The sequence below is a fragment of the Ornithinimicrobium humiphilum genome (assembly GCF_006716885.1).
Taxonomy (GTDB): domain Bacteria; phylum Actinomycetota; class Actinomycetes; order Actinomycetales; family Dermatophilaceae; genus Ornithinicoccus; species Ornithinicoccus humiphilus.
Genome location: NZ_VFPU01000001.1, coordinates 2,016,536 through 2,031,961, shown reverse-complemented (window position 1 = coordinate 2,031,961; position 15,426 = coordinate 2,016,536). Strand labels below are relative to the sequence as shown.

The following is a 15,426-nucleotide window of genomic DNA, read 5'->3' as shown; positions in this document are numbered from 1 at the left end:
TGCCCGTGGCGGCCCCGGTGCAGGCGATGGAGGCGGTGGTGACGGCGGTGCGCCCCGCCGGCGCCCGTGACGTCGTCAGCCTGACCGTGGCCGGCGGGCCCGGCACGGCGCTGGCCGGGGCACGCCCCGGCCAGCTCGTCGTGGTCCCGGTCGACCCCCTCGCGGGCCGCGTGCTGCCCGAGGTGCACTGGCTGGCCGGGGTCTCGGTCGACCCGGTCCACGGGACCAGCATGGAGCTGCTGCTCGACGTGGTCCGAGGGACGGCACCGGGGGAGCGGATGCGTCTGCTCGGTCCGCTCGGCTCCGGCTTCCGCGCACCCGCCAGCCCGGTGCCCACCGTCCTCGTCGGGCAGGGGGTGGGCGCCGTGCCCCTGCGGTGGCTCGCCGAGCTGCTGCGCGCTCGCGGCTGCCCGGTCCACGTGGTGCTGGGCGCCGACGACCCGGAGCAGCACCTCGACCTCGTGCACCTGCGTCGGCACGCCCGCTCGGTCGTGCTGGCGCTGCCGCCGGACCTGCCGGCCGCGGTCGACCGGGTGCTCGACGGCGAGGCGTCCGACGCTGCGGTGCTCTACGCCGCCGGGCCGGTCCGGGTGCTGCGCGACGTCGCGGCCCGTGGGTTGCGCAGAGGCATGGCGGTGCGCGTGGCGGCGCTGGACCTCGCCACCGACGGGGTGGTCTGCGGCACCGGTCTGTGCGGCACGTGCGACCTGCCGGTGCGGACGACGGACCGGGACGGTCGGCTCGTCGAGCGGGTCCTGCGGCCCTGCCTGGAGGGACCGGTGGTGCCGGGGGAGTGGCTCGTGGAGGAGCTGCGGTGACCCGGCGTGGCCCGGCGCCCCTGCCGCGCGTCCTCCTGGGGGTGGGCGCCGTGACGGACCCGCGCGCGCTCGCCCGCTTCGACGACCTGCAGGACGTCCTGCTGCCGGTCGGCCCGGTGGAGGCCGGGTCGCGCCGGCGCCGCCCGGGCCGGCCGGTCGTGCACGGTCTGGGCGTCGGCGGGCTGGACCACGAGGACGTCCGCGCGATCGGCGTGGACGGTGCGCGTGAGCTGCTGGCCTGGGTGGCGACGCGCGGGCTCGGTGGGTTCCTGGGCGTGCGCGGTGCCACCACGGGCGACCTGGCCGCCGTCGTGGACCGGGTGCACCGCAGCGTCGAGGGCGACGCCGTGCGCGCCGTCGAGGTGGACCTGCGCGGTGCCGACGAGCAGACCGTCCTGCGGTCCATGTCGCGGGTGCGCGAGGCCGCACCCCGCGACCAGCAGCTGCTGGCCCGGCTCGCCGCGGCCGACCCCGATCTCGTCTCCTGCGCCCGGTCGGCGGTGGCCGGCGGGGCCACCGGTGTCGTCGTCTCCGGGCAGGTGCCACTGGGCGCGGGCCGCTGGTGGTCCGGTCCCTCGACGGCCGCGCTCTGCCTGGCCGGGCTGCGTCTCCTCACCACCGGGGCGACCGAGCAGCGCTGGCCGGGGGCGCCCCTCGTCGCCGCCGGCGGTGTCCACTCGGCCGCCGCCGCCCGTGCGGCCCTCGCCGAGGGCGCCTCCTCGGTGCAGCTCGGCACCGCCCTGTGGGCCGACCCCACCCTCCTCGCCGCCGTGCGCGAGGCCGTCCGTCCGTCGCCCGCGGGAGACACGTCCCGCCCCGGCACCCGTCCCAGCGACCCACCCTGGAGGACCCCATGACCCAGCACTTCGGCGCCCGGCTCTCCGCAGCGATGCAGGAGCACGGCCCGCTCTGCGTCGGCCTCGACCCCCACGCCTCGGTCCTCGCGGACTGGGGGCTGCCCGACACCGCGGACGGGCTGCGCACCTTCAGCCGACGCGTCCTCGACGCCGTGACGGGGGAGTGCGCCGCGGTCAAGCCGCAGTCGGCCTTCTACGAGCGGCACGGGTCGGCGGGCCTGGCCGTCCTCGAGGAGGTGCTCGCGACCTGTCGGGACCGTGGCGTCCTGAGCGTCCTGGACGTCAAGCGGGGCGACATCGGCTCGACCATGGGCGCCTACGCCGAGGCCTTCCTCGCCGAGGGCGCACCGCTGGCCGCCGACTCGATCACGGTCAGCCCCTACCTGGGCTACGGCTCGTTGCGGCCCGCCCTCGAGCTCGCCCGCCGCGGCGGCCGGGGCGTCTGGGTGCTCGGGCTGACCTCCAACCCCGAGGGCCGCGACGTGCAGCTGGTCGGCGAGCCGCCGGTCGCCGCACGGGTCGTCGAGGCGGTCGCGGCGGACAACGCCGGGCTGGCTCCCGTCGGCGACGTGGGCCTCGTGGTCGGCGCCACGCTGCCCGTGCCGCCCTCCGAGCTCGGGATCGACCTCGCGGCGTCCGGGGCCCCGGTCCTCGCCCCGGGCGTCGGTGCCCAGGGCGCCGGGCCGGACGACGTCGCGCGCACCTTCACCGGGCTGCGGGACCGGGTGCTCGTGCCGATCAGTCGTGGCGTCCTGGCCGCCGGACCGGACGGGGAGGAGCTGCGGTCCACCGCACGCGGGTGGACGACGCGCCTCCGCGCAGCGCTGACGTCCTGACCCCGCCCCGGGCCTCCGCGGACGCCGTCCCGCGCGGACGTCGTCCTCGCGCCCGGACCGGAGGCGCACCGACCCCCTGACCTGCGGGAGAACCGTTCGGCGCACGTCGACGGCGACACGGCTGCCCGGGTTGGCAAGGGTGCGCCGCACTCGGTAGGTTCACCTGCTAGCGGGCGGTTCGTCCGCGCAGTTTGCACCCCCGGAGGAGTTGAGCGTGGCCCTTCCCCAGCTGACGCCCGAGCAGCGAGCCGAGGCGCTCGCCAAGGCGGCGGCCGCCCGCCGCGAGCGTGCTGCCGTCAAGAACCGTCTGAAGAACGCCCAGGGATCCCTCAAGGAGGTCATCGACCAGGGCAAGGAGAACGACGTCATCGGCAAGATGAAGGTCTCCGCCCTCCTGGAGTCGATGCCGGGGGTGGGGCGGGTGCGCGCCCGCCAGATGATGGAGGAGATCGGCATCTCCGAGAGTCGCCGCGTGCGCGGACTGGGCGCCAACCAGGTGTCCCAGCTCCTCGAGCGCTTCGGCGAGCACTGAGCACGCCCCCAGCCCACGGTCGGCCCTCTCCCGGTCGGGCCGACCGGCGTCTCGTCGTCCTCGCCGGGCCCACCGCGGTGGGGAAGGGGACCGTCGCCGCCTACGTGCGCGAGCACTACCCCGAGGTCTGGCTCTCCGTCTCCGCCACGACGCGCCGTCCGCGACCGGGCGAGGTCGACGGTCGGCACTACCACTTCGTCGACGACGCCGAGTTCGACCGGCTGGAGCGCGAGGGGCAGCTGCTGGAGTCGGCCCACGTGCACGGCCGGGCGCGCTACGGCACGCCGCGCGGGCCCGTCGAGGACGTGCTCGCGGAGGGCCGGCCCGCCCTGCTCGAGATCGACCTCCAGGGCGCGCGCCAGGTCCGCGAGGTCATGCCGGAGGCGCTCTTCGTCTTCCTGGCCCCGCCCTCGTGGGACGAGCTGGTCTCCAGGCTCGTCGGCCGGGGCACCGAGACCCCCGAGGAACGGGAGGTCCGCCTGGGCACCGCGCGCGAGGAGCTGGCGGCCCAGGACGAGTTCGACGTGACCATCGTCAACGACGATGTCGCCCGGGCCGCCGAGCACCTCGTATCATTGATGGTTGACCGCCCCCCAGCAAAGGACTCGTGACGAACGTGACCGGCACCATCGCCCACCCCGACGGCATCACCAACCCGCCGATCGACAGCCTCCTGGAGCGCGCCGACAGCAAGTACGCCCTGGTGATCTACGCCGCCAAGCGGGCCCGCCAGATCAACGCCTACTACTCCCAGCTCTCCGAGGGTCTCCTCGAGTACGTCGGGCCCCTCGTCGAGGCCGACGCCACCGACAAGCCGCTGTCCATCGCGCTGCACGAGATCAACCAGGGCAAGCTGCACCTCAGCTCGCCCGAGAGCTGACGGCGGGTCCGGCCCCCGTGCGGGTCGTCCTGGGCGTGTCCGGCGGCATCGCCGCCTACAAGGCCGCCCTCGTGCTGCGCCTGCTCACCGAGGCGGGCCACCAGGTCACCGTCGTCCCGACGGCCGCCGCCCTGCGCTTCGTCGGGGCCCCCACCTGGGAGGCCCTCAGCGGCCGCGCGGTGAGCACCGAGGTGTGGGACGACGTCCCGTCGGTCAACCACGTCCGGCTCGGCCAGGAGGCCGACCTGGTGCTCGTGGCCCCGGCGACCGCCGACCTGATGGCCCGCGCGGCCCACGGTCTCGCCGACGACCTGCTCACCACCACGCTGCTCGCGGCCCGCTGCCCGGTCGTGCTGGCTCCCGCCATGCACACCGAGATGTGGACCCACCCGGCCACGGTGGCCAACGTCGCCACCCTGCGCGAGCGGGGCGTCACGGTTCTCGATCCCGCCTCCGGCCGGCTCACCGGCAAGGACACGGGTCCGGGGCGGCTCCCCGACCCCGAGGAGATCGTGGCCGCCGCGCTGGCGGCCGTGGCCCCCGTCGAGGAGGCGGCCACGCCCGCCGACCTCGCCGGCCGCCACGTGCTCGTCTCCGCGGGCGGCACCCGTGAGCCGCTCGACCCCGTCCGCTTCCTGGGCAACCGATCCTCCGGCAAGCAGGGGTATGCCGTGGCCGCCGAGGCCGCCCGCCGGGGCGCCCGCGTGACGCTGGTCTCCGCCAACGTCGAGCTCGCGACCCCCGCGGGGTGCGACGTCGTCCGCGTCGGCACCGCCTTGGAGCTGCAGGAGGCGATCGTCGCCGCCGTGGACGCCGGCGACGTGGACGTCGTGGTGATGGCCGCCGCCGTGGCCGACTTCCGTCCGGCCACCTACGCCGGGGCCAAGATCAAGAAGACGCACGGGGACGGCGACGACAGCGCGCCCACCATCGAGCTGGTCCGCAACCCCGACGTCCTCGCCGGCCTCGTCGCCGCGCGCGGCGGCGCCACCTCGCCCTTCGTGGTCGGCTTCGCCGCCGAGACCGGCGACGCCACCGGTGGCGTGCTCGACCTGGCCCGCGCCAAGCTCGCCCGCAAGGGCTGCGACCTGCTGGTCGCCAACGAGGTCGGCGCCGACAAGACGTTCGGGCAGGACACCAGCACGGTCCACCTGCTCGCCCCCGGCGTCGACGAGCCCGTCACCGTCGGCCCGGCCAGCAAGGCCGACATCGCACGGGCGATCTGGGACGTCGTGGCGGCCCGGCTGTCCTGAGCGCCCGCTCCGGGCGTCGGTCCGTCGGCCCTGCGCCGTAGACTCTGGGGCAGCCAGCAGCCGCTGCACGCCCCCGCGAGGAGACCCATGGCCCGCCTGTTCACGTCCGAGTCCGTCACCGAGGGACACCCCGACAAGATCTGCGACCAGATCAGCGACAGCATCCTCGACGAGCTGCTGCGCCAGGACCCGCAGTCCCGGGTCGCGGTCGAGACGATGGTCACGACCGGCCTCGTCCACGTGGCGGGCGAGGTCCGCACCTCCGGCTACGCCAACATCCCCCAGATCGTCCGGGACACCATCCTGGAGATCGGCTACGACAACTCCTACAAGGGCTTCGACGGCCGCACCTGCGGCGTCGAGATCTCGATCGGCGACCAGTCCGAGGACATCGCGGTCGGTGTGGACACCGCCATGGCGAGCCGCGACGACGGCGCGGCCGACCCCTTCGACCTCCAGGGCGCGGGCGACCAGGGTCTGATGTTCGGCTACGCCTGCGACGACACCCCCGAGCTCATGCCGATCCCGGGGCACCTGGCCCACCGGCTGGCGGAGCGGCTCACCGCGGTCCGCAAGAGCGGCGAGCTCGACTACCTCCGCCCCGACGGCAAGACCCAGGTGACGATCGCCTACGAGGGTGACCGGCCGGTGCGCCTCGACACCGTCGTGCTCTCCACCCAGCACGCCCGCGACATCTCCCTCGAGGACCAGCTCGCGCCCGACATCCGCGAGCGGGTCGTCAGCCCGGTGCTGGCCGAGCTGCACGAGAGCGGGGTCGACCTGCGGACCGACGGCTACCGCCTGCTCGTCAACCCCACCGGGATCTTCACGATCGGCGGACCGATGGGCGACGCCGGCCTGACCGGCCGGAAGATCATCGTGGACACCTACGGCGGTATGGCGCGTCACGGCGGCGGCGCGTTCTCCGGGAAGGACCCCTCGAAGGTCGACCGGTCCGCGGCCTACGCCATGCGCTGGGTCGCCAAGCACGTCGTGGCGGCCGGGCTGGCGCGACGGTGCGAGATCCAGGTCGCCTACGCGATCGGCACCGCCCAGCCGGTCGGTCTCTACGTCGAGACCTTCGGCACCGAGAGCGTCCCGGTGGAGCGCATCCAGGACGCCATCCCGAAGGTCTTCGACCTGCGCCCGGCTGCCATCGTGCACGAGCTGGACCTGCTGCGGCCGATCTACCGTCCGACCGCCGCCTACGGGCACTTCGGGCGCACCACGGCCGAGGGCGTGGACGACGCCTTCACCTGGGAGCGGCTCGACCGGGTCGAGGAGCTGCGTCGGGCCGTCTGAGGGGAGCCGGGTCGGCCGTGGGGAACGACGGGGAGCAGCTGGCCCTGGTGCCGGTGCCGAACGCCCGCCGCCGCACGCCCCGTCGGGCGCCGGCGGCGGAGCGTCCGGTGGCGCAGGACGCACCGGTGGCCACCGTGGCCGTGGACACGCCGCTGTCGCACCTGGACCGTCCCTTCGAGTACCTCGTGCCCGCCGAGCTCGACGAGCAGGCGCGGCCGGGGGCGCGGGTCCGGGTGCGCTTCGCGGGTCGCGACCACGACGGCTTCCTGCTGACCCGTGGCGACGTGGCCGAGCACACCGGTCGCCTGGCGCCCCTGCGCACCGTGGTGAGTCCCGAGCCGGTCCTCACGCCGCCGGTCGTGCGGGCGGCACGCGCCGTGGCCGACCACTACGGCGGCACCCTCGCCGACGTGCTCCGGCTGGCCGTCCCGCCGCGCCACGCCCGCGCCGAGCGCAGCGTGCCCCCCGAGGCGGAGGGCGCCCCGTCCGCGACCACGGCACCGGAGGCGGGCGGCGACCTCTCGCCCGACGAGGCGTGGTCCGCCTACCCGGCCGGTTCCGCCCTGCTGCGCCGCCTGGCGGCCGGGGAGTCGCCCTGGGCCGCCTGGCAGGCCCTGCCGGCGCAGCCGCCGGAACGGAGCTGGACACGCGCCGTCGCCGAGGCCGTGCGGGCGACCCGGCGCAGCGGCAGGGGCGTGGTCGTCGTGGTGCCCGACCACCGGGACGTCGCGCGTCTCGTGCCCGAGCTGGACGCCCTCCTGGGGCCGGGGGAGTGCGTGCAGCTGACGGCCGACCTCGGGCCGGAGGCCCGCTACCGCGCCTTCCTCTCGGTGCTGCGCGGGCACGCGCGCGTCGTGGTCGGCACCCGCGCCGCGGCCTGGGCGCCGGTCCGCGACCCGGGACTGTTCCTCTGCTGGGACGACGGGGACGACCTGCACGAGGAGCCTCGTGCGCCCTACCCGCACGTGCGCGAGGTGCTCCGGGTGCGCGCCCGGGAGGAAGGGGCCGCCCTGCTCGTCGGCGGCACCGGGCGCAGCGTGGAGCTGCAGGCCTGGGTCGAGCGCGGCGAGCTGCCCGACGTCGCTCCGACCCGGGCCGTGGTCCGTGCGGCGGCCCCGGCGGTCGTCGTCGCGGGGGAGGGCCACCAGGAGGACCGTGACCCGGCCGCCCGGACCGCCCGCATCCCCTCGGTCGCCTGGCGCGCGCTGCGCGACGGCCTGGCGCACGGGCCGGTGCTGGTCCAGGTCCCGCGGCACGGCTACGTCGTGTCGCTGGCCTGCCAGGACTGCCGCGCCCCGGTGCGCTGCCCCCGCTGCGAGGGCCCCGTCGGTCTGGGCGCGGGCGCGGCCGCCCCGGCCTGCCGCTGGTGCGGGACCGCCGCCCGTCCTGGGCAGACCTGCCGCAGCTGCGGCTCGCACCGGCTCCGGTCCGCCGGGGTGGGGGACCAGCGCACGTCCGAGGAGCTCGGCCGCGCCTTCCCGTCGGTGCGGGTGGTCAGCTCCGGCGGAGCGCACGTCGTGCCCGCCGTCGACGACGCGCCGGCCCTGGTCGTCGCCACGCCCGGCGCCGAACCGCTCGCCGAGGGGGGCTACCACGCCGTCGCGCTCCTCGACGCCTGGCGGCTCCTCGACCGGGCGTCCCTCGACGCGGGGGTCGAGGCCCTGCGGCGCTGGACGGCCGCGGCATCCCTGGCCCGGCCTCCGGGCCCGGAGGGGCGACCCGTGCGCGTCGTCGTCTGCGGCGCACCTCCCCACGGCGGGGTCCCCGCGGTCGAGGCGCTGGTGCGCTGGGACCCGGCCTGGCTGGCCTCCGGCGAGCTCGCGGAGCGCGTCTCCCTCGGGCTCCCGCCGGCACGTCGGCACGTCGCCGTGCGCGGTCCGGCCCGCGGGGTGCAGGAGGTCGTCGCCGCCCTCGTCGACGCCGGTCACGTCGCGCTCGGCCCCGTGCCTGCGGGTGGCGCGGACGAGGTCCAGGTCGTGGTGCGCGAGGAGGGCGGCGCCCGCCCGCTCGCCGCCGTCGTCCACGAGGTCCGCGCCGCCCGCAGCGCGCGCAAGGCTCCCGACGTCGTCAGGACGGTGCTCGACCCCGGGGACGGCCTCCTCTGAGGCGACCTCGCGGCCCGGGCACCTCCCCGACAGCGCGGTCCGGCATGCGGTCGGGCATGTCTCAAATGAGTAACGATCGGGTCACCGTGCGGACACATGGCTGGCGTCCGGCGGGAGGGGATGCCTATGTTCGACGAGCAACCCCCCGGCTCGGCGCCGGCCCGGGCGCGGCCACCGTGGACCGCGAGCCGGCGGCACGAGCTTCTCACTAGGAGGAACATTGAAGATCAGGCGCGCGACCATGGCTGTCGTTGCGGCCGGTGCTCTGGCCCTGGCCGGCTGCACGTCCGAGACGGAGACCCCCGACGAGACCACCGCCGCGGGCGGCTCGGACTCCGGCGACACCGGCGAGGACACCGACGAGGAGACCTCGTCCGGCGAAGAGGCCGGCGGGGACGAGGAGTCGACGGGCAAGGCCGACCTGGGTGACGTCGTCACCGCCGAGGACGAGATCTCGTTCTCGACCGGCTCGGAGCAGTACAACGCCTACAACGGCGACACCTCCGGCACCAACTCGACCTACAACGCGGTCGTCAACAACCAGCTCCAGAGCGGCTTCTGGTACTGGGGCACCGACGGCACGATCTACCCCAACGAGTGGTTCGGCTCCTACGAGGTCACCTCCGAGGACCCGCTGACCGTCGAGTACACCATCTCCGACGAGGCGGTCTGGTCCGACGGCACCCCGATCACCGTCAACGACTACCTGCTCGAGTGGGCCTCCTCCAACCCCGAGGCGCTCGGCGGCGTCGACGCCCTCGGCTTCGACCCGGTGTCCGACACCTTCGGCGCCTACGTGCCCGAGGGCCCGCAGGGCGAGGTCGACGGCAAGAGCTTCACCGTGGTCTACCCGGAGCCCTACCCGGACTGGGAGCTCGTCGTCTCCGGCGCCAAGCCCGCCCACGTGGTCGCCGAGCAGTCGGGTCTCGACCCGGCCGAGCTGGCCCAGGCGATCGTGGACGGCGACGGCGAGACCGTCGCGAAGGCCTCCGAGTTCTGGAACACCGGCTGGACCTTCAACGACTACGAGATCAAGGACGAGTCGACCGTCCCCTCCAGCGGCCCGTACACCCTCGAGGGTGCGGTCTGGGAGAAGGACCAGTCCCTCGGCCTCGTCCCCAACGAGAACTTCTGGGGCACCCCGCCCGCGACGGCCAACCTGGTCTTCAAGTTCGCCGCGCCGGAGACCCACGTCCAGGCCCTGCAGAACGGTGACATCAACGTCATCGAGCCGCAGGCCACCGTCGACACCGTCGACCAGCTCAAGAACATGGGCGACACGGTCGGCGTCCTCAACGGCGACGAGATGACCTGGGAGCACCTGGACTTCAACTTCGGCGAGGGCAGCGTCTTCTCCGACGACGAGGGTGGCCTGGCCGCCCGCGAGGCGTTCGCCATGTGCGTGCCGCGTCAGCAGATCGTCCAGAACCTGATCCAGCCGATCAACCCGGACGCGGAGGTCATGAACCTGCGCGAGAAGTTCCCCTTCCAGCCCGACTACGCCGAGGTCCTCGACGCCGCCTACGACGGCCGCTACGACGAGGTCGACATCGAGGGTGCGAAGGCCAAGCTGGAGGAGGCCGGTGTCGAGACCCCGGTCACCGTGCGCATCGGCTACTCGGCGCCCAACCAGCGCCGCACCGACGAGGTCACGACCATCAAGGCCTCCTGCGACGAGGCCGGCTTCGACATCGTCGACGCCGGTGACCCGACCTTCTTCCAGCAGGGCGGTCCGCTCGAGACCGGTGACTGGGAGGTCGCGCTGTTCGCCTGGGCCGGCTCCGGCCAGATCGCCTCGGGCCAGCCGATCTACTCCACCGGTGGTGGCCAGAACTACGGTGGCTACTCCAACGAGACCGTCGACGAGGCCTGGAAGACCCTGGCCTCCTCGAACGACCCGGCCGTCCACCTGGAGCAGGTCAAGGTCATCGAGAAGGAGCTGTGGGACACCCTCTACGGCATCCCGGTCTTCGCCCACCCCGGTGTGGTCGGCTACGACAGCTCGCTGGAGAACGTCCGTCACACCTCGGTCCAGACCGGTGTGTCGTGGAACGCCGAGCAGTGGGTCCGCGCCAACTGACCCGCGACCGCTCTTCGGCCCAGCGCCGGTGACCTAGTCACCGGCCCGGTCCACAGATGGGGCGGGGGGGCATCACGCCCTCCCGCCCCGTCCTGTGCCCGGACCTCCTGACCCCGCGTCAGCCGCGCTGCCGTGCGACGCTCGCGAGGCGCGACATTTCCCCCGGTGCTACCGGTCGGTTAGTCTGCCTCGGTCACGAGCCGCCGTGCCGGTGGCTTCCGCAGGAAGGTTTTCACTCTCGTGCTCCAGTTCATCCTCCGCCGGATCGCGATCTCAGGGGTCGTCCTGCTCCTGGGCTCCGCCCTGATGTACTTCGCGACCATCAACTCCGGCGACCCGCTCCAGGACCTTCGCGAGACCCGCGCCGAGAACCGCGACCAGCTCATCGCCGCGCGCATCGCGAACATGAACCTGGACATGCCCTGGTGGCAGCGGTACCTCACCTGGTTGGGCGGCGCCAGCCGGTGCCTCGTCCTCCAGTGCGACCTCGGCACGTCCCGTGACGGTGCCAACATCAACACCCTTCTCATCAGCTCGGCGGGCGCCAGCCTGCGCCTGGTGACCCTCTCCGTGGTCCTGGCCATCGTCATCGGCGTGGCCCTCGGCGTGCTCTCGGCGATCCGTCAGTACTCCGGCTTCGACTACGCGATCACGTTCCTGGCCTTCCTGTTCTACTCGCTGCCGGTCTTCTGGGCCGCGGTGCTGCTGAAGGACTTCGGCGCGATCCGCTTCAACAACTGGATCGCCGATCCGGCCCTGAGCACCACGGCGATCGCCGTGGTCGCGCTGATCTTCGCGTTGCTCGTGGCCTCGGTCCTCGGCGGTGACATCCGTCGGCAGGCGTTGACCTTCCTGGCCACGGCCGTGGTCGTCTTCGGGGCGGTCTACGTCTTCGACCAGGTCGGCTGGTGGCGCCAGCCCGCGCTCGGCCTGCCGCTCATCATCCTGGGCGGGCTGCTGGCGCTGGCGTTCTTCCTCACGCTGACCGTGGGGCTGTCGCAGCGCAAGATCGTCTACGCCGGCCTGGGCACCATCGTGGCGGGCGTCGTCGCCTACTTCGTCACCGCCCCGATCATGAAGGACCCCACCTGGCTGACGGTGCTCGGCCTCGCCGCGGCGGCCGCCGTGGTCGGTGCCGCGATCGGGTGGTTCTTCGGCGGCTTCGAGAAGCGGGTGGCCATGGCGGTCTGCTCCGGCACCGCGCTGGCCTTCGCCTTCCTGGTCTTCATGGACCAGCTGCTGCGCAACTGGAACTCCTTCCTGCAGCTGGCGCCGCGCCCGATCAGCACGATCGGTGACGCCCGGATCCCGTTTGCCCGGCTGGATGGCAACTTCTACGTCTTCCTCTACAACTGGGGCGTCCAGCTGATCCTGCCGACGATCATCCTGACCCTGATCTCGATCGCGGCCTACAGCCGCTACACCCGGGCCTCGATGCTCGAGACGATCAACCAGGACTACATCCGCACCGCCCGCTCCAAGGGCCTGTCGGACCGCGTCGTCTACTCCAAGCACGCCCTCCGCAACGCCCTGATCCCGATCACCACGATCGTGGCCTTCGACTTCGCCAACCTGCTGGGTGGCGCGGTGGTCACCGAGACGGTCTTCGGCTGGAAGGGCCTGGGCGACATGTTCCGCGTCGGCCTCAACTTCGTGGACCCGGGTCCGGTCATGGCCTACTACCTGGTGGCCGGTGGCGCCGCGGTGCTCATGAACATGCTCGCGGACATCGCCTACGCCTTCCTCGACCCGCGGATCCGGCGGTGAGGTGGTCAGCCATGCCCACCCGCCCGTCGCAGGCCGGATCCCCGGCCCGAACAGCTAGGACCATCCGATGAACGACAACACCAACCCGCCGGAGGGCGACCGCCCCGACCAGGACCGTCCCCAGGTCCCGGGCTCGGGCGACGAGGGCCTCTCGCCGGTCCCCGGCCAGCACGACCACGCGGCCCCCCAGGACCCGGACGTCGCGGACGAGATCAGCGACCTCGGCGACTCCGACCCGCTGTCGACCCGCTACTCGGTGGAGAAGCAGCTCGACCTGAGCCAGAAGTCCTACTCCCAGGGGCAGCTGGTCCGGCGCCGCTTCCTGCGGCACCGGGGCGCGATGATCTCCCTCTTCGCGCTGCTGGCGATCACCGCCTTCGCCTTCACCTCCATCGGCTACGGGATCATCCCCGGCTGGTGGGGCAAGAACTTCTGGGAGGGCGCGCTCGTCGAGGACGGCGGACGACCCACGCTGAGCCTGTGGCCGCCCGCGATGGGCGAGCACCCGTTCGGCCAGGACAACGCCGGCAAGGACTACTTCGCGCTGACGATGCGCGGCACCCAGCGTTCGCTGATCGTCGCCTTCACCGTCGGTCTGGTCTCGACCATCATCGGAACGATCGTGGGCGCCGTCGCGGGCTACTACCGCGGCTGGCTCGAGGCCATCCTCATGCGCATCACCGACCTCTTCATCGTCATCCCGGCGCTGGTGCTGGCCGCCGTCCTGGGCAAGATGGCCAACGGCGGCATCTGGCCGCTGGCCTTCCTGCTGAGCGTCATCGGCTGGACGGGTCTGGCCCGTCTGGTGCGTGGCGAGGTGCTCTCGCTGCGCGAGCGCGAGTTCGTCACGGCCGCCGAGGCCATCGGCACCGGGTCGGGCCGGATCATCTTCAAGCACATCCTGCCCAACACCATCGGGACGATCATCGTCAGCGCGACGCTGGCGATCGCCGCGACGATCCTCACCGAGTCGGCCCTGTCCTTCCTGGGCTGGGGCGTGCGCCCGCCGGACACCTCGCTGGGTCTGCTCATCTCGACCTACCAGACCAGCTTCCAGTCGCGCCCCTGGCTCTTCTGGTGGCCCGGCATGATCATCCTCGCGATCGCCCTCGCCGTGAACTTCCTCGGTGACGGCCTCCGCGACGCCTTCGACCCCCGTCAGAACAGGACCGCGGACTGATGACGACCCCGACCGACAGCTACACCGGACAGGCCTACACCGGCTCCGGCTCGCCGACGGACGGTGAGGAGGTCGTCCTCTCCTTCGACGACGTCGACGTCCGCTTCAAGACCGAGTTCGGCAGCGTCCACGCCGTCAAGGGGGTCGACCTCAAGGTCCGCCCCGGCGAGGTCGTCGCCCTCGTGGGCGAGTCCGGCTCCGGCAAGTCCGTCACCTCGATGACCGCCATGCGGCTGCTGCCGCGCAACGCCACCATCGGCGGCGCGGTCAACGTGGCCGGCCGTGAGGTCGGCCGCCTGGGCGAGCGCGCGATGCGCCGCCTGCGCGGCAACGAGGTCGCGATGGTCTTCCAGGAGCCGATGACCGCCCTCAACCCGGTGCTGACGATCGGCACCCAGATGGTGGAGTCGATGGAGCTGCACCACGTGGCCCGGGGCCAGGCGGCCCTCGACCGTGCGGTCGAGCTCCTCGAGATGGTCGGCATCCCCGAGCCGGAGCGGCAGCTGAAGAAGTACCCGCACGAGCTCTCGGGCGGCCAGCGCCAGCGCGTGGTCATCGCGATGGCGATCAGCTGCGACCCCAAGGTCATCATTGCCGACGAGCCCACCACCGCCCTCGACGTGACGGTGCAGGCCGACATCCTCGACCTGCTCCGCTCGCTCAAGGACAAGCTCAACACCGGCATCCTCCTCATCACCCACAACATGGGCGTCGTCGCCGACATGGCCGACCGCGTCGCGGTGATGTTCAAGGGCGAGATCGTCGAGCGCGGCACCGTCGAGGAGGTCCTGCTCCGTCCGCAGCACGAGTACACCCGGATGCTGCTGGGCTCGGTGCCCCGGATGGGCCAGGGCCGCGGTCAGATGGGCATCCACGTCAAGGAGGAGGTCGACGCCGAGGCGCCGCTGGCGATCGAGCTGAAGAACCTCGTCATCGAGTACCAGCGCCTGGGCAAGCCGCCGTTCCGTGCCGTCGACGACGTGAGCTTCACCGTCCGCAAGGGCGAGATCGTCGGCCTGGTCGGCGAGTCCGGCTCGGGCAAGTCCACGATCGGCCGGTGCGCCCTCGGGCTGATCCCGGCCGCGAGCGGGGAGTTCCGCCTCCTGGGCGAGGACATGACCCGGCTCAACAAGCGCCAGAAGAAGGCCCTGCGAAAGCGCATCGGCGTGATCTTCCAGGACCCGGCCGCCTCGCTCAACCCGCGGCTGCCGATCGGCGAGTGCATCGCCGAGCCCCTGGTCGTGCACGGCGTCGGCGACCGCAAGAGCCGGCAGGACAAGGTCTACGAGCTGCTGGACGCGGTCCACCTCCCGCGCGAGGTCTACAACCGCTACCCGCACGAGGTCTCCGGTGGCCAGCGACAGCGCATCTGCGTGGCGCGCGCGCTCACGCTCGACCCCGAGCTGCTGGTGGCCGACGAGCCGACGTCCGCGCTCGACGTGTCCGTCCAGGCCCGGGTGCTGAAGATCTTCGCCGAGCTGCAGGAGCAGTTCGGGTTCGCCTGCCTCTTCATCAGCCACGACCTGGCGGTCATCGACCTGCTGGCCCACAAGGTCGTCGTGCTGCAGAACGGCAAGGTCGTCGAGGCCGGCCCGCGCGAGCAGATCATGGAGAACCCGCAGGAGGACTACACCCAGCGCCTCCTGGCGGCGGCCCCCGTCCCGGACCCGATCGAGCAGGAGCGCCGGCGCCGCGAGCGCCACGAGCTGCTGCTCTCCCAGGGCGAGGAGATCGCCGAGCTGCAGATCGACAGCGTGGAGGAGTTCCGCGAGTCCATCTCCGACGAGGCCGACGAGGCCTGAGCGTCGGCGACGCA

13 protein-coding genes are annotated in these 15,426 nt (G+C 73.1%); all 13 read left to right on the top strand.

Annotation, left to right across the window (positions count from 1 at the left end; all coding sequences use genetic code 11):
- The first annotated feature begins 5 nt into the window (after window positions 1-5).
- Complete coding sequence (locus FB476_RS09570) at window positions 6-818, top strand: iron-sulfur cluster-binding protein (RefSeq protein ID WP_141818559.1); 813 nt, start codon at window positions 6-8, stop codon at window positions 816-818.
- Window positions 815-1,675, top strand: a complete 861-nt coding sequence (locus FB476_RS09565; protein WP_141818558.1) for a beta/alpha barrel domain-containing protein — start codon at window positions 815-817, stop codon at window positions 1,673-1,675. The genes FB476_RS09570 and FB476_RS09565 overlap by 4 nt, the downstream gene beginning before the upstream one ends.
- Window positions 1,672-2,511 (top strand): orotidine-5'-phosphate decarboxylase, encoded by an 840-nt coding sequence (gene pyrF / locus FB476_RS09560; RefSeq protein ID WP_141818557.1) that lies wholly within the window; start codon window positions 1,672-1,674, stop codon window positions 2,509-2,511. Before FB476_RS09565 ends, pyrF begins: the two co-directional genes overlap by 4 nt.
- A 214-nt stretch (window positions 2,512-2,725) precedes the next feature.
- Window positions 2,726-3,043, top strand: coding sequence for an integration host factor, actinobacterial type (mihF, locus tag FB476_RS09555; RefSeq protein ID WP_202876946.1), 318 nt, complete (start codon window positions 2,726-2,728; stop codon window positions 3,041-3,043).
- Window positions 3,040-3,654: a guanylate kinase gene (gmk, locus tag FB476_RS09550; protein WP_141818555.1), complete on the top strand. Its 615-nt coding sequence runs from the start codon at window positions 3,040-3,042 to the stop codon at window positions 3,652-3,654. The genes mihF and gmk overlap by 4 nt, the downstream gene beginning before the upstream one ends.
- Window positions 3,655-3,659: 5 nt before the next feature.
- Window positions 3,660-3,923, top strand: coding sequence for a DNA-directed RNA polymerase subunit omega (gene rpoZ / locus FB476_RS09545; protein WP_141820124.1), 264 nt, complete (start codon window positions 3,660-3,662; stop codon window positions 3,921-3,923).
- A gap of 17 nt (window positions 3,924-3,940) precedes the next feature.
- Entirely contained in the window at window positions 3,941-5,176 is a 1,236-nt protein-coding gene (gene coaBC, locus FB476_RS09540) for a bifunctional phosphopantothenoylcysteine decarboxylase/phosphopantothenate--cysteine ligase CoaBC (protein ID WP_141818554.1), read from the top strand.
- Between the two features lie 87 nt (window positions 5,177-5,263).
- Complete coding sequence (gene metK, locus FB476_RS09535) at window positions 5,264-6,478, top strand: methionine adenosyltransferase (protein ID WP_141818553.1); 1,215 nt, start codon at window positions 5,264-5,266, stop codon at window positions 6,476-6,478.
- Window positions 6,479-6,495: 17 nt separating this feature from the next.
- Window positions 6,496-8,583, top strand: a complete 2,088-nt coding sequence (locus tag FB476_RS09530) for a primosomal protein N' family DNA-binding protein (RefSeq protein ID WP_238329646.1) — start codon at window positions 6,496-6,498, stop codon at window positions 8,581-8,583.
- A 241-nt stretch (window positions 8,584-8,824) separates the two neighbouring features.
- A complete protein-coding gene (locus FB476_RS09525) occupies window positions 8,825-10,663 on the top strand; it encodes an ABC transporter substrate-binding protein (protein ID WP_141818552.1) in 1,839 nt (612 codons plus the stop codon).
- 240 nt (window positions 10,664-10,903) lie between these two features.
- Complete coding sequence (locus FB476_RS09520; RefSeq protein WP_141818551.1) at window positions 10,904-12,430, top strand: ABC transporter permease; 1,527 nt, start codon at window positions 10,904-10,906, stop codon at window positions 12,428-12,430.
- A 67-nt stretch (window positions 12,431-12,497) separates the two neighbouring features.
- The gene (locus FB476_RS09515) at window positions 12,498-13,610 is read left to right on the top strand and encodes an ABC transporter permease (protein WP_238329645.1); all 1,113 of its coding nucleotides are present in this window, start codon (window positions 12,498-12,500) and stop codon (window positions 13,608-13,610) included.
- Entirely contained in the window at window positions 13,610-15,412 is a 1,803-nt protein-coding gene (locus FB476_RS09510; RefSeq protein ID WP_141818550.1) for an ABC transporter ATP-binding protein, read from the top strand. Before FB476_RS09515 ends, FB476_RS09510 begins: the two co-directional genes overlap by 1 nt.
- Window positions 15,413-15,426 lie beyond the last annotated feature (14 nt).

Excerpts from the sequence above, each read along its gene's own strand:
- FB476_RS09515 (WP_238329645.1), top strand. The coding sequence starts at position 12,498 with ATGAACGACAACACCAACCCGCCGGAGGGCGACCGCCCCGACCAGGAC.
- FB476_RS09525 (WP_141818552.1), top strand. The coding sequence starts at position 8,825 with ATGGCTGTCGTTGCGGCCGGTGCTCTGGCCCTGGCCGGCTGCACGTCC.
- pyrF (WP_141818557.1), top strand. The coding sequence starts at position 1,672 with ATGACCCAGCACTTCGGCGCCCGGCTCTCCGCAGCGATGCAGGAGCAC.
- metK (WP_141818553.1), top strand. The coding sequence starts at position 5,264 with ATGGCCCGCCTGTTCACGTCCGAGTCCGTCACCGAGGGACACCCCGAC.
- FB476_RS09510 (WP_141818550.1), top strand. The coding sequence starts at position 13,610 with ATGACGACCCCGACCGACAGCTACACCGGACAGGCCTACACCGGCTCC.